The sequence below is a fragment of the Acidobacteriota bacterium genome (genome assembly GCA_009861545.1).
Classification (GTDB): Bacteria; Acidobacteriota; Vicinamibacteria; order Vicinamibacterales; family UBA8438; genus WTFV01.
Genome location: VXME01000096.1, coordinates 24,084 through 43,275 on the forward strand (window position 1 = coordinate 24,084; position 19,192 = coordinate 43,275).

Sequence of the window (19,192 nt, forward strand, 5' to 3'; positions counted from 1 at the left end):
CCGAGTGCGGTTTCGGTGGTCTGCGCCATCGCTGTCACACCCGCTCAGTATGATCCGCATATGCAGAAAGTCGGGCAGCGTTCGGCCTCCGGCAACCGTAGCTGGAGGTTCTGTCGGTGAGCGGACGGCGGCGTGGTCGGGTGGTGTCTGTGGGAGCGGTGCGCGGTGTGCTGGCGCATCGCGGAGCCGGCTGGGTGGTGGACAACGACTCCGAAGTACGGCTGCTGGAGGCACTGCGGGGCGAGCGCGGCGCGCGGGAGCGGTTGTGGGCGCTGGCGGCGGTGCTTGATGAGGGACTCGTCGGGGCTGGGGATCTGAGGTGGCTGAACGGGCGTCTGTCGGCCATCACGGCGCTGGAGCCGCCCGAGGAGGTGTGGCAGGTCCGGGTGGCTGGAGAGTTGATGGCGGCGGTGGCGTATGTGTGCGTGTGCGTGAACGACGAGCCGTTGTCGCGCTGGCTGGGGTATGCGCTGGCGGCGCGGCTGGACGGAAACCTGGTGCGGGGCTTGTTGCCTGGCCCTGGCTGGGCGTCGTGGGAAGCGCCGCATCGGCGTCGCTGGGAGACGTTCAATCGGGACGTGCATTGGATCTCTGAGTTGCCGGAGTCGTTCTGGTCACGGCTGGCGGCCCACAGCGACAAGAGGCTCCGAGCTGTGGCGGTTGCGTCTGATCCTACGACTCGGCCCAAGGTGCTCGAGAGTCTGATCACTAAGCACTACGGGGTGCCTGAGGTGTTGGATCTTGTTGCTGCCAACCCCAGGACGCCGACTCGGGCTCTGCGTCGTCTGTTGCGGCGTTCGTGGGGCCGGGGGCGGCCCGACCTGCGGGTGGCGCAGAACCGCAGCGCGACTGTGGGGCTGCTGCGCGAGTTGGCCAACAGCGACGACTGGGAGTTGCGCTATGTGGCCGCGTGGCATCCGAAGGCGCCGGTGTCGGCGCTGCGGCGCCTCGCGGGTGACGAGTCGCGCGAGGTGCGGAGTGCGGTGGCTCAGTCCGTGTCGGTGCCGGCGGTGGTGCTGGAGGTGCTGGCGTCGGATGGAGATGTGTGGGTGCGCAGGAATGTGGCGTCGAACCCATTGTCGCCGCCAGCGGTGCTGAAGGCGCTGTTGGGGGATCGGCGAGCGGTGGTGCGGGCCGCGGCCGCTCGCAACGAGAACACGCCGACGGAGGCGGTTGCTGCTCGGTCTGGTGATCGAGCGATCAGGGTGCGCAAAGAGGTGGCGGCGCGCGTGGTTGGGGCCGAGGTGCTCGCGGTTCTTGCAGCAGATCCCAAGTGGGTGGTGAGACAGGCGGTCGCGTACAACGTTCAGACCCCGCCGGAGGTCTTGGACCGCCTCGCCGCCGACGACCACGAAGAGGTTCGCGCCAGTGTCGCGTACAACACCAGCGCGACACCGGCTGCGCTTGAGGCGCTGGCGCGAGACGAGTTCGTGTGGACCAGGGTCCATGTGGCCGTCAACAAGTCCGCTCCGGTCGATCTGGTGATGATGCTGGCCACAGACGCGGACCTCCATGCGATGGGCGACGCCGCCCAGAACCCCGCGCTGTCGCCGGCGCAACTCAACACGCTGGCGACCGGTGAGTCCTTGGAGGCCCGAGCCGGGGTCGCGTTGAACACCAGCGCGCCTGAGGATCTGCTGGCGGCGCTGGCCGAGGACTTTGACGTCGATGTGCGGCGCTGCGTGTGCGAGAACGACCGTGTGCCGCTGGATGTGGTGCGCGCCCTGAGGTCCGATCGGGACTATCGGGTGCGCGCCGCGGCCGCGGCCGCTTGTGAGCGGCGCGGCGACCACACCGCGGACGATGCCGCATCGAAGCGAACCATCCACACCTAGCCAATCAGGGAGGTACCCGTGACCACTACCCAACATCGCAACAGCGTCCCGACGGCGGGCGCGACCCAAGCCGACACTCTCGCCGCCATGCAGATCCTTTTGGCTGCGGGCATACCGGTGCTGTTGTGGGGCGACCCCGGCACCGGCAAGACCCACACCATCGAGGCGTTCGCACGGCAGGCCGGGTGGCGCACAGTGTCGGTGATCGCCTCGATCCATGACCCCACCGACTTCGCCGGTCTGCCGATGCGCACCGCAGAGGGCGTGGTGTTCGAGCCGCCTGCGTGGGCTCGGCGCACAGCCGGGTGCGACGGGGCGTCGCTGGTGTTCTTCGACGAGGTCAACACCGCCACCCCCGCGACCCAGAACGCGCTCATGAGAGTGGTGCTCGAGGGCCGCGTCGGCGACCTCGAACTCGGAGACAGCGTGCGGTTCGCAGCCGCGGCGAACCCTCCGTCGCAGAACAGCGCCGCGTGGGATCTCAGCGCTCCGTTGGCCAACCGGTTCGCGCACCTGTCATGGCCGGTGAGCTTCGAGGACTGGAAGGCCGGCTACCTCGGCGGCTGGCCCGACCCCGACCCCCTCGACATCGATCCCGGTGCGATCGACCCCTACACCAACGAGATGGTCAGGTTGTTGCAGACGTCGTTCTTGGCCACGCGGCCAGCTCTGGTGTGCGAAGTGCCCGACAACGGCGCCGAACTGCGGGGCTGGCCCTCGCCGCGATCATGGGAGCGCCTCGCGGACTGTATGTCTATAGCCGACACCGCCGACGTGTCAGGCGAAGTGCGGCTGCTGGTTGCGTCCGCGCTGGTGGGAGAGGGCGCCGCGGCCGAGTACCTGGCGTACCTGCGGAACCTGGACCTGCCCGACCCCAAGGACCTGCTCACCTATCCCGCCAAGTTCGGCGAACTGCAACGCACCGACCAGCAACTCGCGGCCCTCGACGCGGTCGTCGCCGCCGCGGCGGCGGACCCCAAGTCCTGGAGCGACGCGTTCCGAGTGTGCATAGTCGCCGCCGGCTGCGGAGCCCCCGATGTGGCCGCGTCGGCCGCGATGCGCCTCGCTGAGATCAAGCCCACCTCTGTGAAGCTGCCCGCGGGACATGAGGTCTTCGCACAGATCCTCACCGACGCCGGCCTGCTGGAGGACCCCGACACATGACCCCCGCGCGCCGACCAGACCCCCACAGTGTGAAGGAGCCACGATGACCTTCGACTCCGACCGCGCCGGTCGCCACCATCGCAGACAGCGCAGATTCGGTGATGTCCACGGACACGGCGACACCCACAGCCGAGGCTCCGATCCCGTCGGGGGCGAAGGAGCCGACACCGACGACGAGCCCGAGATTTCACAGCCCCCGCCGCCGCGGCCCAAACAGTTGAGCCCCTTGGCGCAGCGGCGCCTGCAAGCGGCGCGGCTGTGGATCGCCGCCAACCGCCCCTACTACTCCAAAGCCGTCTTCTCCTGCCCGGTCATCCCCACCGCCCCACCAGGCCGAGTCGGCATCGATGACCGGTGGCGCATCTACGCCAACTCCGAGTTCCTGGAGTCGCTCACCGTCAAAGAGGCAGCCGCAGAGTTGATACACGTGCTCAACCATGCTCTGCGCGACCACGCGCAGCGGGCCCGCAACTCAAGCGTGGACGCCCTGACGGTCCTGGAGTGGAACGCGGCCGCGGACTGCGAGATCAACGACGACCTCTATGAGGACGACCTGATCGAAGACGACGGCTGGGTGTTCCCCGATGACCTCGGCATGAGCGAGTTCATGGCCGCCGAGCACTATTACCGGCACCTGCTCGACAACGGTATACCGGTGCCGGTCCACATCGAATGCGGATCGGGATGCCACAGCCACGCCGTCCCATACGAACTCGGCACCGACAGCGACGCGCTCAGCGACTTGGACCGCGCGCTGCTCAAACGCGCCGTCGCCGCCGCGGTCGCCGACCACCAGAAAGCCCACGGCCCCGGAAACGTCCCAGAAGGGCTCGCCCGGTGGGCCCAACAGACATTGCACCCCAAAGTCGACTGGCGCCAACAGCTCGCGGCGGCGCTGCGATCGAGCGTGCATCACAAGACCGGGATGGCCGACTACACCTGGCAGCGGCCCTCGCGCCGCCAACAGCCACAAGACCTAGTGCTGCGCCCGGCCATGACCCGCCCTGTGCCGTCCATCGTCGTGGTGGTGGACACCTCCGGATCCATGTCACAGCAGGAACTGGACAGAGCACTAACGGAGATCAGCGCCATCATCGCCACCGTCGTTCCCGGCGACAGCGTCAGAGTCCTGGCGGTGGACTCCGACGTCCACACCGACCAGCACATCCACAACGCCAAGCTGATCCGGCTCGCAGGCGCAGGCGGCACCAACATGGCCGCTGGCATCGAGGCAGCCGCCGAGACCAAACCCGACGCCATCGTCGTCATCACCGACGGGTGGACCCCCTGGCCCCCGACCAGGCCCGCAGGCGCCCGATGCGTCATCGCCGCCCTGACTGACGACTGCAGGATGCGCGATGTCCCCGACTGGATCCAGACCGTCGACATGAGCGGAGACCTGATCTGATGCGCCCCACCCTCAGCGAAATGGTCGAGGCCGGTCTGACCGACGAGCGGCTGCAGTTCCTCGCGCTGTTGCGGCGGGTCCATCAACACGACTGGGGACTCGTGGCTCGCACCGCTCTGACGGCGGGCTCGATGGCACGGCTGCTGGAGGACGGCCTGTGGGACACTCCCGGCGCGGTGAGGTCGCCGCTGGGCCCGCTCGATGCCCTGCCGATGGGCTGGAGCGGCACCCAGGCCGCGGTGCAGAAGGAGTTAGAGCTTGCAGAGGAGGCGGGTTCGCGGTTCGTGACGGTGTTCGACGACCAGTTCCCGCTCAACCTGCGCCGGGCGTCGCGCACCTACCCGTTCCTGTCCTATGACGGCACCCTCGACGCCGACCGCGACGCTCACAGTGTCTATGTGGCGTCCGGTCGGCGCGCACCGTCCGCGGAGGACTTGAGGCGGGCCCGGATCATCGGGCGAGGCCTGGCCCGCAGGGGCGTCACCGTGATCGGCGACGTTCTCTCAGAGATCGACCGAACTGTGCTACAGACAGCGTTGGACGTTGGGGGACGCGCCGTTGCTGCGCTGTTGTACTCGCTGGGCCCGGTCCGCTACGGCTACAGGGGACAGCGGCAGTTGTGCGAGGACATCATCGCCTCGGGGGGTGCCGTGGTGTGTGCGAACTGGCCCTCGGACAGGCCGAACCAGTTCACCTTCCGCCCCAGCAACGGCCTCAAGATGACAATCGCCTCCGGGGCCGTCGTGGTGGAGCGGCCCCCGCCGTATGGTGCGCGCCGCGAGGCCCGCGGAGCCGTCAGGGAGCGAAGGCCCGTGTTCTTCGTAGGGCCGGTAACTGTTGAGGAGATCGATGTCGGAGACGACCCGTGGGACACCGCCGAGCTGGCCCCTATCTCCTACGTCGTCTACAACGGCGCGCAGATCGCTCGACGCCTCCGCAGCTTCTATGCCACAACCGAAGCCGGTGCGGCCAAGCACAGCCCGATGCCGTGGCAAGTCGAGCGACTGCGGCAACGCGCCGCGGGCCTAGTCACGGGCGTGGCGCCCCGAACCCGGTTCCAGCAGACGCGGTCGCTCCTGCGCGCTCGCTGCACGCCGCCCGCCTGGCTGCGCGAGTGGCTGGCAGAGCCAGCACAGAGACTGACCCGCCCCAGCAGCTCCGCCACCGAGACAGCCGTCGAGGCCCTACGTCTCCAGGAGGCGAGGAGAAGGAGCGCGGCCGAAGACGAGCGGTACAGGTTCACGTGGCGAGGCGAGACCGTGGAGCTCAAGGCGCGGCGCCGAGGTACAGGCCCCAACCCTCTCCAAGACCCGGTCATCAACGAGGGCTACTGGGTCCTGGCCCACGGCGAGCGTCCACGGCGCCGACGATCACCGAAGCGGCGCCTGTTCTCGGCGCGGCGGCCGCTCGCAGAGGCCGACCCCGACCGCACCGAATGGCTCGAGATGCTGCTGGCGCCGCTTAATGCGGGAATGATCGAGGTCGAAGAACTCCCACAAATCGACCGTGACCTGCAAGCGATAGCAGACGCAGACAAGGTCTGCTTCGCTGATGTCTCCTCGAACAACGCCGCCGCAGTCGCCATGGCTTGTGCGCACTGGACCGACCCCAAGGGCGCCGAATGGCTTCTATGGGCTCTGTCGGCGCGCCTCGAGGACAACCTCGACCCCGAGGTGGGACGCGGCGAGGGCCCGGGCTTGCTGGCATGGTCCTACTACTACAAGCTCGACAACAGAGGCTTCGGCCGCGACGCCAGCTGGACGACGCAGATGCCGCCCGCATTCTGGCGCCGGCTCACCAACCACCCCGACCCCAGCCTGCGCCGAGCCGTCATCGCGAGCGACCCTCAAGCCCTCGGCCGCGACCTGGCGCGACTCGTCGACGAATCCGGAATCTCCGGGGAGATCGCCGACATGATCGCATCCAACCCCCGAACCCCACCTGCGGCGCAGCTCCAGCTGGTGACACGCAGTCACCCCTCGCGCACAGCCGGCAGGATGGGCCAGAACCGGCGCACCTCAAGACGCCTCCTAGCCCGACTGGCTCGATCGCCCGAGTGGATGGTGAGAGACGTGGTCGCGGTCCACCGGCGAGCCCCGCGTCGGGCGCTTACCCGGCTGGCCAAAGACTGCAAAGCGATCAGGCAGGCGACTGCAGGCAACCCCCGAACCCCGAAGCGAACGCTGCGCGGCCTCGCCGCCGACCCAGAACCGCACGTAAGGATCGCAGCCGCCAGCAACGAAGCAATCCCCGCAGACGTACTGGCAACTCTTCTACAGGACGGCCATGAACGAGTGCGCGAGCATGCCGCCAACAACCCGAGAGCGAGCTGACATCGGGACTCCGAGCAACTCAAGCGAAATCGCCGCCTCGCGCCATGACGACCTAGTGAGCCGCGACAGCCTGGTGCGGTGCAGGTGTCACCTCAACAGGGGTGCCGGGGTGGGTTGCTGGACGCAGGCGCACGATCCCTGCGCCTTGCTCGGCGGGCCCAGAAAGGAGCTTGTTGCCACAGGCATGACGCCCAGCGGGTGCATAGTGCGATCACCCCCCACCCCGGCGATGATCCTGTTCGCCACCTACAAGTTTAGTGTCGCTGAGCTGGGACGATGGCAGGCCTCGGTGCCTAGCGAGCCAGCGATGCCATAATGCAGCCGTGACTGCCCTGCTGCGATCTGGAACCCCAACCGTCGACGAGATCCTGGAATGCCTCAACCACTACCGCATACGCGCCACCTACGAAGCAACAGGCACCGTCCTCGGATGCGGACCACGCAATGTCGGACAACTCCTGAAAGAAGCCCGACCGCTGTCATCTTGGATCGTCGCTAAGAGCGGACCACGCAAAGGACTGCCATCCGAAGACCCCTACCACGACAACCCGCTACTCATACACCCCGACCTTGAACTCAACCCCCACGTCATCGACACGTCACAGGAACTGCTGGCACTCATCACCGCCTACCGGATCAGGTACCTCACCCATGGCTGAACCAAACGTCCAGACAGGCGGGAGGGCTGGGGCTACCTGACACGGACTGGCGCGGCCGTCGCCGTCGTCGGCGAGTTGCGGGGCGGGCAATAGGGGCCGCCCGCTCATCGGGGTTTGCGGTCGCTGCGGCTGGGGTCTCCACGGGGCGGACGGCCAGCGGATTGCTGAGTCGTCTGGCTCTGCGGGTTGCGGCTGCCGGAACGTCCACAGGACGCGCTTTGGGGGCAGCTTGGCAAGAGAGGGGGCAACGGAGTAGCTGCCTCTGTGCGTACCGCGGCCAGCAACGAAAGATGCGGTGTGGGGCGGCCGATGAGCGAGAGGGCCGCAGAGCCGATACGGGCCCGCAGTCGCAAGATGATCCAGTCAACACGTTGAAGACGGAGCGGCCCGCGCCCAGCAGGCGAAGGTGGCCGCCGTCAAGGCGGCATTCACCTCAGGCGTCGAGGTGCCCGAGATAGCCCGGTCCGTGGGCGAGCGTCGCAGCACGATCAAGACTTGGCTCGCCAACGGCCGACTCCAACGCTAGCTCCAACAGAACCGTCAAGTGCGCCGAAGGACTCGCTCATGACGGGCGAGCGACGGTCAGCACCCTACGGTCCTGCTCCCTGCCGTCGACTTCGAGCAGGACGATGATCTCGGAGTCCCGATCGCCGGGCACGGGGATGTCGAGGACGCTTGTCAGGTACCCCTGCAGGCTGTACGGGAAGTCGTCCAGCGGCCCGTAGATCTCGACCTCGACCCTAGGCGGGCCGACGGCCTCCCATGACACCGTGACATCCCAGAAGCCTTCGACCAGCTCCGGGACCGGCGGGTTCCAGGTCGGCGGCCCGTGGGTCACATTGCAGAACCGGGGGAGCGGGGCCCGGGCGACGGAGCGAGAGTCAGACGCCGTTCCCGGGCGGTCCACGAATAGCGTCGTCTCGTCCTGGACGGCGCCCTCGTATTGGAGGCTGAGCTTGACCTCCGAATCGGTGTCGGCGGGCACCGAGACCCAGATGCCGTCGTTCCACAGATCCATGTCGGTGCGCGTCCGTGTAGCCGAATCAGGCAACGGCTCGGTCAGGGTGATCGTCGCTCCCGCCGGAGCGTCGGCGCGCCATGACACATCGATCCACCACGCGTCGCAGAACTGCTCTGGACCAGTGTAGGCAGCGCCGAGAATCTGAGGATCCCCGAACTCACCGCTGTCTGCTGCGAGCCCAACCGACAGCTCGATCACCGTTGTGGCCGTAGCAGCAGTCGTTCTAGTCGGCGGCGCAGGGGTCTCAGCGGTCGTTGTGGTCGTGTCACGTACTTTCGCGTCCGCATCATCGTTAACCGTGAGCGCAGGAACCATCGTAGTTGTGTCAACCGTGGGCCCGGCCGCCGTGGAGGTCGTGCCCGGCCAGACACCATCGCCCGTGGCAGGCTCAGTCACGCTAGGGGCCTGCGAGTATTCGGGTTCCGGCGGAGCGTCACCGCCGCACCCAGCAGCGAGCACAACAGGAGCGAGCACCGCGATGACTACGGGGCGGGTCCGAGCCATGGGTGGCTCCCTCCGGTGTGGTCGGGCATCGAATGCCGTTCAACGCCGTGCAACCCTCGCCCCGGAGGGAGCCATGGCGACGCCACAGCCACTACTTGGCTTGGATTGCATCAGGGGTTTCGGCAAACCCCCGACGTTGAACGGCAGCCGCAACGATAGCCGCAGCCACCCTGCGCCGTCCACGGCCGAAACCGCTCCGAACTCCGCTCCCCAAAGTGCGACGACCGCGCCAACGGCCTAGTCGCCATCACTATCGGAAGAGCCGTCCTAGGCGCTCCGCACGAGCGTTACGAGCCGGATACAGAGATGATCGTCGATTGCTTCACCGACACCGCCGTGCCACCCGACTTGGCGAAGCGAATTGCTGTCTCATACCAGAACTGGCGCAACTCAGAGTACATCAGCGCCGTCTCATTGATCGTCTTGACGATAGAGCCCATCGTGAGGTGGATTTGCCGCGCAATTGGCATCCACGCCGCTGAAGCAGAACCACGAAGAACTGGAGACGCCGATAGGCCGCGTCCGCTCACTCAGCCCACTGGTCGAGGATCTCGAAAGTCCACATCCGTCCGTCTCGGCCACCTAGGGATGCGCGGCCATACCCGCAACGTTTCTGCGGCGCACCGCAGCCATCCTCCGAAGTCGCTGAGTCGGCGGGAGGGGCTTGCTACCCCTACGGGTCGGCGCTACGGTGCTCGTCGCCAGAGAACGTCGGGATCGCCAATCCCGTTTAGCAACTGGAACCCACTGCGGGTGGGCCTCCCGAGGCTCCCTCCGGTCCGGTTGCAGGCGTTCTCTGGCAAGAGGCCCAAGCCCGCTCCGGAGGGGCCACCTATGCCTAGGACGGCCAGCCGTCGACAGCCGTTTCGCACGACGCAGTCGCTAGCTGTCGCCGGAGCGGTCCCCTCATCTGACGAAGCGGCCGATGACGAGCTGACCCTGGGAGCCGGCGCTGTGCCCGTTCGCCCTCCGACGTCCGGTGACCGCCTGTGTGCCTTCGGTGAACGCATCGGGCGAGCAGGCGTCGTTCATCTCTGAGCGGCTCTAACCAGAAAGGACATTGCGCTCATGCGGTATGGGATCGGAGCAGCGATAGGTGCCCTTCTGGCAGTCCTGCTGGGCATTCCGTCGTTCACCATCGACCGGGAGGCGAACACCGAGCCTCCCTTGTTTCGGGTCTACTGCGACCTGAACAAGACGGACTTCTGGGACTTCAAGTGTGTTCCCGGGGCTGGAACAGCAGCGATCATCCTTACTGGAGCAGGACTCGGAGCCATCGGCGCAGCAGCGTTCCGGCGCCGCACATCACGGCCGAGCCGTACGGCCACGGGAATCACCCACACGGCGCGGAAGCGAACCGATTCAGGATCGTACGCCGGACTTGGCAGCAGGATTGATGATCTTGTTCAGGAGGCAGCTCGCGACCTGGCCCGGAAGATCGACAACTACAACTACAAGTCCATCAATCATTCGAGCGTCTACCAGCACATCGACAGGTCGCTGAGGGAACGAGCGCGTGCGCTCGGGATCGGGGACCTCGCCAAGAGAGCACTGGATACTGCGATAGCGGACGGGACGCTGAGACACGAAACGGGTCTCACTTCCCGAGTTTCTCGAACATCACGACCATTGGTGTCCGAGGTGGAACTGGCTGCTAGTGCCACATCATCGGATCATGCACCAGCCCCTCAAGAGGATCCAGCGAAGTCCAGCAGCGATGCAGCGACACCTACGGGACAGGCGTCTGGGACAGAGCCCACAACACCGGAGCGGCCCGACGAACTAGAGAGCCTCATCCGCCTCAACGAGCGCGGCATCCTCACCGACGCAGAGCTAGAGGCAGCGAGAGCACGGCTGCTGAGAGGCCCCGGACGAGATGAAGGGCCGCGAGGTGATGTCCTGTAACGTCACTGCAGCGGGGTCGCCGCTAAATGGCGTGCCGACACCAGCGCCAATAGCCGTGTCCGACGGGGTTACTAGCGTGGCCAGCGTGGCCCCAAACCTCGACTTCGAAGCGTCCGTCGGGGCGGTGACCGACACCGGCCCCCGGCCTGTGAACGCCGATCGCTTCTACACGTCGCATTCGCCCGCTGACGGGTCGTGGGTTATCGCGGTGGCCGACGGCGTCGGCGGGCACCCCGAGGCTGCTGACGCCGCGGCTGCCGCCGTTGAGGGGCTTCCTGATCGCATCGAATCGCTCGACGCGATGAGAGACGCCTTCGTCGCGGCGTCTGACCGCGTGCTGGCCCTTGCGCCGTCCTGGGATGACTTCATCGCTCAAGAGCGCGCCGATTTCGGTGACGACAGGCTGTTCGACCTGCTCGAGGCGAGAACGGTCGGGGGGTCGCCTTACCGCTACCTGGCGAATTGCCCGCTGTGCACTCTGTACGTCGCGGCGTGGACCCCCACGGGCGGCCTGTTGGTCGCCTCGATGGGCGATACGCTCGCCTTCGAAGTGCGCTGGCCAGCCGATGTCGGCGTCATACAGCGGCGGGAACATCTCGCCGATCTGTTCGCAGGCCGGCCCCCTGAACAGCAGGCCACCGACCCCGACGGCGGCGGTGCTGGCCGCTGTCGCCGCTGCCCACACACCGGTGCCGATGAGTGTGGCCCTGAGACGGCTCTGGGCATGCAGCAGCGCCCGCAGCCGGCGCCCTCCTCGGCGAAGGTTCTCACTAGATGCATCACGTGGCGCCCCAGATGTAGGAGTAGTTGGTGGGGTGTCGTGGTACTACATGGGTCGTCTATCGGTAAGCCATAGTTTGTGCATGAGATAAGAGTGGGGTCTATATTTCTGAGCTTCAGCCGGCACGCGTAGTATCCCGGCTGCCCGGAAAGTCCGGGCACGCGTGACGGGGCAGCATCCCCAGTTCCTCTTGCGGGGGCTGGGGATGCTGCTCGCGGATCTCGTTAGTAGCGACGCGGTTCAGCGTTTGTCCCCCGATTCTGAGACCTGATCCGCCGCTTGCCAGCGGCGTTCTGGGGTCTCACCGCGCTGCGGCGCTCGCCGACTGGATGGCCGCGAGGATCGACGCGAGGCCGCCCTCCCGGGGGGAGGCGGGGCGGGGAGCGGTGGCTAACGTTCGGCGGCTCCCGAGTGCAGAAGGAGAGAAACCTCATGTCAGATCAAGTCCCCCAGAGTCCCGCGCCCGCCTACCCTCCAGTTGGCTCTCGTGAGCCGCACTGGACTACCGGTCCGGGCATCGGCTTCTTGGTGGCGGTGCCCGGCTGGACAATCGTCGGGCTAGCCGCGTTGACCGCTGTCATCGGCGTCGCAACATCCGGCGGCGGCGACGATGTGGGCGCTGCCGTCGGCGTCGCCATGCTCACAGCGGTGTTCGGGATAATCGTCGCCATCCCCGGCACCATCGTCTTCAACAAGTGCAAGCGTCGCTAGCGGCCCGCATGAAGGCTTCGCGTCAGCTCAATTGTGCAACGGAGACTCATCGGACACCCGGTCGCGCCCTGCTCCTGTTGGTGCGGGTCAACTGCCTACCAGCGCCAAGTAAGGCCGTCTGGAATGTGAAGCAGTATGCCGATGCCTGCAAGCACCCTTTCCGACCTGCCACCGACGAGCAGGCTGCCTAGTCGTGTCGCACGCCCTCGGTAGCTTGCCTCCGCGTTCGTGAACCAGTCCTTCTCAGGGAGGTTGCAATGGAGTGTCGTCGCCGCCTGTTGATGTCGGTGCTGGCGGTGTTCGTGGTGCTGGCAGCGGCCTGCGCTGCGGAGGAGGCCGACACCGGACAGGTTGGTGATACCGCCCCCGAGGCGGTCGCAGAGCAGGTGGAGCCGGAGGCACCGGAGCCAGACACGGCCGCCACCACGGCGGAGCCGGAACCGGAGTCCGCTCCGACGACTAGCGAGGTCGAGCCTGAACCTGAGTCCGCTCCCGAGGTGGAACCGATCACTACCACCAGCGAGGCGGGGGAGCAGGAATCAGACCCTGCTCCCACTATCAGCGCCACCGCTGAGGCTGCTGCGACGAGCACCGAGCCGGAACCAGAACCCAACGAACAGGCCGCGCCTGAACCAGAATCCGACTTCGACGCGATCCTCGAACCCGAGGCAGAGCCCGAGAGCGACTCGACGATGGTTCCGGAACCGGAACCGGAGCCAGAGCCGGAGCCCGAGCCCGAACCGGCGCCAGAGCCGGAACCCGAGCCGACTGAGCCCTCATCTGGGGCGGCCGCGGTGCTCGCTCTGCTGGACGCTCTCACGGTCGCCACGGAGCACACGAGCGGCTATGACCGCGACCTGTTCAAGCACTGGACTGACGAAGACGAAGACGGATGTGACACCCGCCGAGAAGTGCTGCTAGCGGAGGCAGTGGTCGTACCGGCGCAAGGCAGCCGATGCTCGCTGTCAGAAGGAGAGTGGATCAGCCGCTACGACGGTCTGACCGAACGGGGCAACGGCAGAGGCTTCGATGTCGACCACCTAGTGCCGCTCGCGGAAGCCTGGGAATCCGGCGCTCACGGCTGGTCATCGGACCGCCGCGAACAGTACGCCAACGACCTCGGCTACGAGCATTCCCTCATTGCTGTGTCGGCGCGGTCCAACCGCTCCAAGGGTGCCCAAGACCCTGCGACGTGGATGCCGCCGGATGTTGGGCAGCACTGCTGGTATGTGGCGGCTTGGGTGCATGTAAAGACCCGCTGGTCGCTGACGGTTAACACGGCCGAGGTCAACGCCGTACGCGCTGTGCTCTCAGATTGTTCCAATGCTGACCTGAGCATCGGGCTTCCGGCTCCCGTCGTCGAAGAGCCTCCCGCGGCCACCACCACGACAACAACTACTACCGCACCGCCCACCACCACGACAACGACTACTACCGCACCGCCCACCACCACGACGCAGGCACAGGACTGCCACCCCGCCTACACACCCTGCCTGCCCAACCTCCCCGGCGACGCCCTGAACTGCGGCGACCTCACATCGGACCAGAAACCGGTCACCGTCAACGAAATCGGTGTCGACCCCTACCGGCTGGACCGCGACGGCGACGGACGCGGCTGTACCAGTTGATCGTCGGAACCGGCTGCTCATTGGCGCCAGTACCGTGCGGTCATGGTTGATGCTGCTTGTGAAATCACATGGGGGTTGCACTTCTCAGGGCTGGTGGCGGAGTGCTCAGACTGCGACGCGACACACCAGGTGGCCGACATGGCCGACCTGGACAGGTGGGCCCGAGAGCACTGGCTGAACGCCCATCCGTGGGCTGCGCGGGTCAGAGTCGTCCGCGTCATGGACTGACAGATGCCGATCGGCCTCGCGGTGGCTGCGAGCCACCGTCCGCCTGGACCGGTTCACAAGAACCAGAGGACGATAGTGACGAAACCGCAGACACAGCCGAGGTTGGTAACGGCTTGGAAGCGGACCCAGTTGTACGCGCTCCGAACTGACGCCCGGTTGTTGGTGCAGCGGGTGCCCAGAGTCGTGATGAGATGGTCAAGTAGCGCCGAGTGGCTGTTGTTGCGCTGACGCATCAGATCTCCGATGTCTGGGCCCTGCGCCAACTGTCGTCCTGTCAAGTGGATGCCGATCCAGCACAGGGTGTTGGTTGCGACGATCATTAGAGCGATAGCGACGGCGGCGATGACCTGGGTGCGCTCCGCCTCTACAACATCGAAAGCCAACAGAGCGGCGACGAGAGTGCCAACTGGGATAAACCCCGCCGCGAGGGCTGAGGAGTTCCGTTGATTGGCGATCAGGCTGGCATCTTGCCTACGCATGTCCTCGGTCGTCTGGCGCAGGATCTCCTCTCGGGCCTGAATGGTCACAGCAGTCATTATCGCGGACGGATTCGAACGGCCCGGACCTAGGTGCAGCCCCTGTCCGACGAGCACTGACTCAGCGCCGCGCCCGTGGCTCCAGAGGTGCCCCGGTAGACACCGAAGTTCTCCGAAGCCGGTGTCACACCCCTTGCTATACTTCTGTATATGCAGAAATCAGCCGGGCGGCTGGTCTCCCAATCCAGGACGATCCATGCCGACGGAAGCCCCGTCTCCACAACGGCGGCGCGTCACATATTCGACGTCCGCATGTCTGCTTCGGCCAGCCGTTCGCCGGAGTCGGGTAGGCCCGCGCGGCTCCTCTCGGCCGGGCTGACCTGGACTTTCGTTCAGACAGGCGCTGCATATCAGGCTTCTGACCGTAGTTCGTCCACGACTTCGGTTAAAGGTCGTGGTGCATCATGGTGCAGACGCGCATCGAGGCGCCCCAGTCCAGCAAGACAGCCGGGCGCCTCGATGTGTCTCATCCGCATCGCCCAAGGGCGAGGAAGACGTGAGATGCACCGTAGCAGAACTTTTCTACCGGCATCAAAAGAACGGCCCGGTATTGACGCCCCGGACCCGATGCCGAGCTCGGCCGAGTTAGCAGTTGGCCGTCGGACGCGGCTCCCGGTTGGGCTGAGGCGCGCACTAGAGGCTCAGGCACGCAACCAAGTAGATCTGTGTACGGCTTGGACAGAGGTCGCGGCCGAGGTCCTGGCAGGGATCGCCGACACCTACCTGCTCACAGAGCGCCCTCTGAGTCGGTTCGCAAGCATGTTGATCTCGATGTTCGCCCATTTCGAGCGGCGTGGGGTGAAGCGGCTGCGCGACGTGACCGGGGATCTCACTCTGGAGTGGTGCTGGTCGCCGGTGCAGGGGCCGGACGGGTCGGCCCAAGAGCCCGCTCGCAACTTTGCCCGCGACCGCCAGTGGGTTGCTCGGGCCGCGTTCAAGGTGGCCGCACAGCTCGGAGCGCAACTGGATCCCAATGTCGCGGCGGGCGCAGGGATCAAGCGGGGCGACCCGGATGTGGCGGCCCGGCCCCTCACGGACCAAGAGCTGGACAGGCTGTGCGCATGTGTCGATGCCGGAACCGCGGCGTCTAGGCGGGCCCTTCTCGTAGCCATGTACATGGCGGGCGGCTCCGCTGCTGAGGCGGCCGCCGTGCGCACGAGAGACATCGACCTAGACGCGGGGACCGTCACTTTCTTGGGGGAGCGTGCGCGGGTGTGCGCCCTTGATGAGTGGAGCGCTCGAGCAATCGCCCGGTATCTGCGAGCCAATCCCACGGCACCCGACGAGCGTCTGTGCGTCAAGGCGGACACGCCGCGCGATGCGGCGGTGGACTCGGTCTCCATCCGGATGTGGAAAGTCATCAAGGAAGCTGGGTTCAGTAGCCGCAGCGGCATCTCGCCGCGCTCAGTTCGGCTCGCCGCGGCACGGCAGGTCCTCGAGAGCGAGGGCATCGTTGCAGCGGCCCGGTTCTTGGGATCGCCGTCGCTGGACAACACGGCCCACGCCTTGGGCCATGATTGGCAGTTCCAGCACAGCACCGCATGTCTGTCGGCGCCCGACTCTTCGGCGCGGTCAAGCGGTGCCGCTGGGTCGGCTGGCTGCGCCTCCAATGAGGGCCTGCGTGTCATCGAGGATCCACGATGACAGCGGGTCAACGGCTGTCGGCGGGCTGGCAGGAGCTGGTGCTGGCGCGGGTCGCCGACACCTACCGAACCAGCGAGCGCACCTACAAGAAGGTTGCCGCCAACGTGATGTGGATGTTCGCGTACTTCAGCAAGCGCGGCATCGAGGAATGGTCCGACGTGACCCCGGACATCACCCTCGAGTGGTGCTGGGCCGGGGCCAGCGGCCCCTACGGGTCGTGTGGCGACCCGTCCGCAAGCACCGCGCGCAACCGACAGTGGACGGCACGGCTCGTGTTCGAAGTGGTCGCAGGGCTCGGCGCGCAGATCGACCCGAACACCGCGGCGGGCGAGAAGATCAGGCGGGACGACCCGGATGCATCGGCCCGGCCCCTCACAGAGGACGAACTGCGCCGGATCTGCGCGCACGCCGACCCCGGTGTCGCGCCGTCGAAGCGTTCGGCAGTGGTTGCGCTGGTGCGTTCGGGGGCTTCCGCCGCGGAGGCGGCCGAGGTGCGCGTACGAGACATCGACTTGGAAGCGGGCACGGTCGCATTCTCGGGCGCGAGTGCGCGGGTGTGCGCTCTGGACGAATGGAGCGCCCAGACCATCGCCCGGTACCTGCGGGCCAACCCTCCCACGTCGCCCGTACAGCGGCTCTGCGTCACTGCCCGCACATCCGGTGAGCGGGCGACGGAGTCGGTGAACGCCCAACTTTGGAAGGTCATCAGCGAGGCCGGGTTCGCGGACCGCGCTGACATCTCCGGCCGCTCACTGCGCCTCACCGCGGCCCGGCGGGTGCTCGAGAGTGACGGAATCGAGGCCGCGGCGCGGCTCCTGGGCTCGCCGTCGCTGGACAACACCGCCAAGGCTCTCGGCTACTCCTGGCAGGAGCACGCGACCAGCAAGCCGCTCGGCTTCGGCCGTCGGGGCCCGACCATTGCTCAGGGCGTGGTCGATGAGGCCGCCGGGGTCTGCAGGGGATAGGGATGGCCAAGCCCCGCGAGAGCGAGCGTGTGCCGTTCAGTGACGGCAGGCCCATTGAGGCCGAAGTGCTCTACGGGTTGCTGGGCGACTCCGAAGACGTGGAGCGCGTCGACGGGCCGAGGCCGGCGGACTCACCCGGCGGCGGCGGAATCCGCCACATCAACCCGGTCCGAGATGAGGACTCGGATCTGCAGCGGCTCGAGGACGTGATGGTCTCGCCGTTCGTTTGGGAGCTGATGGACAATCTCGAAGAGTTCCACAACAGCCGCCGACCGCCGGGCGGGCCCGGCCGCAAGCGCGAGTACAAGCTGGCCGACATCCAGGTGATCGAGACGGGCACGCACTTCTACGGCAACTCCGACAGCGCCTGGCGCAACCTCAAGGATCCCAACACCTGGGAGCGGCTGTGCCGCGCGGTCGAGAGGGCGTTCCCCAACGACGAGACTCGGCGCCTGTCCAAGAAGCCCCCGAGCCGGCACCAGATCTATCGCGCGCGGCGCGACTACTTCAGCGGCGACGCGCTCAGGGAATTCAGGCGCCAGTACCGCCGCATTGCCCTCGAGGCAGCGAGGGACATCGGCATCTTCGATCCCAAGGCGGGCAGTTGGACCCATCCCGACAAGACACAGTGCATCGTCGGCGACAGTTCCTGGACGCCCAGCGCCACCAGGCACCATCGCAAGGACTCGACTGACCCCAAGACCGGCAAGACCCGCAAGTTCGATCCCCACGGCGACTATCACCACACCAGCGACGACAAGCCGACCAAGGTCCCCGGCCGCGACGTGGTGATGCTGTCGTGCCGCACCCAACACAGCAACGAGCGCATCATCATCGACTCTGAATTCATGCCCCCCAAGAAGAGTCTGAAACGCAAGAACCGCAACGACGCCGACTTCGCCGTCGACCTCCTTGAGGACCTCCTCGCAGAGAACGGCGACCTGCTCTGCGGCGGACCCGGTGGCCGCTCCGGCGGGCTGCGAGGCTTCATCTACGACATGGCGATGGACTCAGAGGCCAATGACAGAGTGCTCAGCAACAAGGTGCTGCCAATAGACAAAGTCCGCAGGCTCAAGGGCGGCCGGTACCGCGGCGGCAACCTCGGACCCCACTCGTTCAAGACCCGCAGCGGCAGCACCGAACACCACGACGTCAAGACCTGCAACGGCTCGACATGGGTGCTGCTGCCAGACAGCCGCGGCACAGAGATTGCGGTGCCGCTGCGCCGCAAGCACCTCTACTGGGGCGACGCGACGCGGCAGGGGTACACCGCCTACTGCGAAGTCGAGATTCCGAACGAACCCGCAGTTCCTCGAGGGCTGCGGGGAGCCACCACCACCGTGCGGCTCAACAGCACCCCCGAGGAGATCCACAACAATCCCCACACCCGCCGCACCCGATCGCTGCGCCCCATACCCGAGGCCGACCCCGACTTCGAGATCCACGGAAGCCGCGAGGACATCGAGTCCACCTTCTCGAACCTCAAGTACTGCCTCCGCGGCAGGCTCAGGTCCATCCACGAGGACTTCAACCGCTTCAACATCCTCTCGTACCAGATCCTGCGACTGTCCCGCACTCTGAGCGCGTATCACAAGCGCACGGCCACCACAGCGCCGCAAGCGATCCCAATAGCCGCCTAGCGCCCGCCCGCTCCGGCCTGGAACCGGCCCTCAGAAGGCCCCAGGCCACTCTGGCGCGCCCAGGCGCGTCCCGCGTCCCGCCAACGGCGCCATGGCGCGGGAAATCGGCCTGCTGATAGCCTGACCAGCCCGCAGGATCGGCTCCAAGAGCTAATTCGCGCAACAAATCGCGCAAACTCCGCCCTCGTAGCTCAGTGGATAGAGCATCGGTCTCCTAAACCGTGTGCGCA

The 19,192-nt window shown here is 66.6% G+C and carries 14 protein-coding genes and 2 pseudogenes; 12 read left to right on the forward strand and 4 right to left on the reverse strand.

Features of this window, described 5'->3' with window-relative positions; all coding sequences use genetic code 11:
• The first annotated feature begins 194 nt into the window (after nt 1-194).
• From F4X11_16045 to F4X11_16065, 5 genes are all read left to right on the forward strand, one after another.
• Nucleotides 195-1,835: a HEAT repeat domain-containing protein gene (locus F4X11_16045; GenBank protein MYN66518.1), complete on the forward strand. Its 1,641-nt coding sequence runs from the start codon at nt 195-197 to the stop codon at nt 1,833-1,835.
• 18 nt (nt 1,836-1,853) lie between these two features.
• Nucleotides 1,854-2,999, forward strand: coding sequence for an AAA domain-containing protein (locus F4X11_16050; GenBank protein ID MYN66519.1), 1,146 nt, complete (start codon nt 1,854-1,856; stop codon nt 2,997-2,999).
• The gene (locus F4X11_16055) at nt 2,941-4,407 is read left to right on the forward strand and encodes a VWA domain-containing protein (GenBank protein MYN66520.1); all 1,467 of its coding nucleotides are present in this window, start codon (nt 2,941-2,943) and stop codon (nt 4,405-4,407) included. The genes F4X11_16050 and F4X11_16055 overlap by 59 nt, the downstream gene beginning before the upstream one ends.
• Nucleotides 4,407-6,740, forward strand: a complete 2,334-nt coding sequence (locus F4X11_16060; GenBank protein MYN66521.1) for a hypothetical protein — start codon at nt 4,407-4,409, stop codon at nt 6,738-6,740. The genes F4X11_16055 and F4X11_16060 overlap by 1 nt, the downstream gene beginning before the upstream one ends.
• A gap of 323 nt (nt 6,741-7,063) precedes the next feature.
• Complete coding sequence (locus F4X11_16065; protein MYN66522.1) at nt 7,064-7,399, forward strand: hypothetical protein; 336 nt, start codon at nt 7,064-7,066, stop codon at nt 7,397-7,399.
• 562 nt (nt 7,400-7,961) lie between these two features.
• On the opposite strand, the gene F4X11_16070 is transcribed toward F4X11_16065, so the two are convergent.
• Both F4X11_16070 and F4X11_16075 read right to left on the reverse strand, forming a co-directional pair.
• The gene (locus F4X11_16070) at nt 7,962-8,618 is read right to left on the reverse strand and encodes a hypothetical protein (protein MYN66523.1); all 657 of its coding nucleotides are present in this window, start codon (nt 8,616-8,618) and stop codon (nt 7,962-7,964) included.
• A 593-nt stretch (nt 8,619-9,211) separates the two neighbouring features.
• Nucleotides 9,212-9,394, reverse strand: coding sequence for a hypothetical protein (locus F4X11_16075; GenBank protein MYN66524.1), 183 nt, complete (start codon nt 9,392-9,394; stop codon nt 9,212-9,214).
• A gap of 598 nt (nt 9,395-9,992) precedes the next feature.
• Between F4X11_16075 and F4X11_16080 the strand changes: the two genes are divergently transcribed.
• From F4X11_16080 to F4X11_16090, 3 genes are all read left to right on the forward strand, one after another.
• On the forward strand, nt 9,993-10,829 hold the full coding sequence (locus F4X11_16080; protein MYN66525.1) for an SHOCT domain-containing protein: 837 nt from the start codon (nt 9,993-9,995) through the stop codon (nt 10,827-10,829).
• Between the two features lie 76 nt (nt 10,830-10,905).
• Nucleotides 10,906-11,685: a hypothetical protein gene (locus F4X11_16085; GenBank protein ID MYN66526.1), complete on the forward strand. Its 780-nt coding sequence runs from the start codon at nt 10,906-10,908 to the stop codon at nt 11,683-11,685.
• A gap of 357 nt (nt 11,686-12,042) precedes the next feature.
• Nucleotides 12,043-12,321: a MotA/TolQ/ExbB proton channel family protein gene (locus F4X11_16090; protein ID MYN66527.1), complete on the forward strand. Its 279-nt coding sequence runs from the start codon at nt 12,043-12,045 to the stop codon at nt 12,319-12,321.
• Between the two features lie 658 nt (nt 12,322-12,979).
• Here the strand turns inward: F4X11_16090 and F4X11_16095 are convergent.
• A pseudogene (locus tag F4X11_16095) lies at nt 12,980-13,096 on the reverse strand (endoglucanase).
• Between F4X11_16095 and F4X11_16100 the strand changes: the two are divergent.
• Nucleotides 13,014-13,607, forward strand: a pseudogene (locus F4X11_16100) (HNH endonuclease). The pseudogenes F4X11_16095 and F4X11_16100 sit on opposite strands and share 83 nt — an antisense overlap.
• A gap of 623 nt (nt 13,608-14,230) precedes the next feature.
• Here F4X11_16100 and F4X11_16105 read toward each other — a convergent pair.
• Nucleotides 14,231-14,704 carry a hypothetical protein gene (locus tag F4X11_16105; protein ID MYN66528.1) on the reverse strand — a complete coding sequence of 158 codons (474 nt, stop codon included), beginning with the start codon at nt 14,702-14,704 and terminating at the stop codon, nt 14,231-14,233.
• Nucleotides 14,705-15,472: 768 nt separating this feature from the next.
• On the opposite strand from F4X11_16105, the gene F4X11_16110 reads away from it, so the two are divergent.
• The 3 genes from F4X11_16110 (at nt 15,473) to F4X11_16120 (ending at nt 18,962) form a co-directional block, all read left to right on the forward strand.
• Complete coding sequence (locus F4X11_16110; GenBank protein MYN66529.1) at nt 15,473-16,357, forward strand: hypothetical protein; 885 nt, start codon at nt 15,473-15,475, stop codon at nt 16,355-16,357.
• A complete protein-coding gene (locus F4X11_16115) occupies nt 16,354-17,322 on the forward strand; it encodes a tyrosine-type recombinase/integrase (protein ID MYN66530.1) in 969 nt (322 codons plus the stop codon). The genes F4X11_16110 and F4X11_16115 overlap by 4 nt, the downstream gene beginning before the upstream one ends.
• 209 nt (nt 17,323-17,531) lie before the next feature.
• Nucleotides 17,532-18,962, forward strand: coding sequence for a hypothetical protein (locus F4X11_16120; GenBank protein MYN66531.1), 1,431 nt, complete (start codon nt 17,532-17,534; stop codon nt 18,960-18,962).
• Nucleotides 18,963-19,192 lie beyond the last annotated feature (230 nt).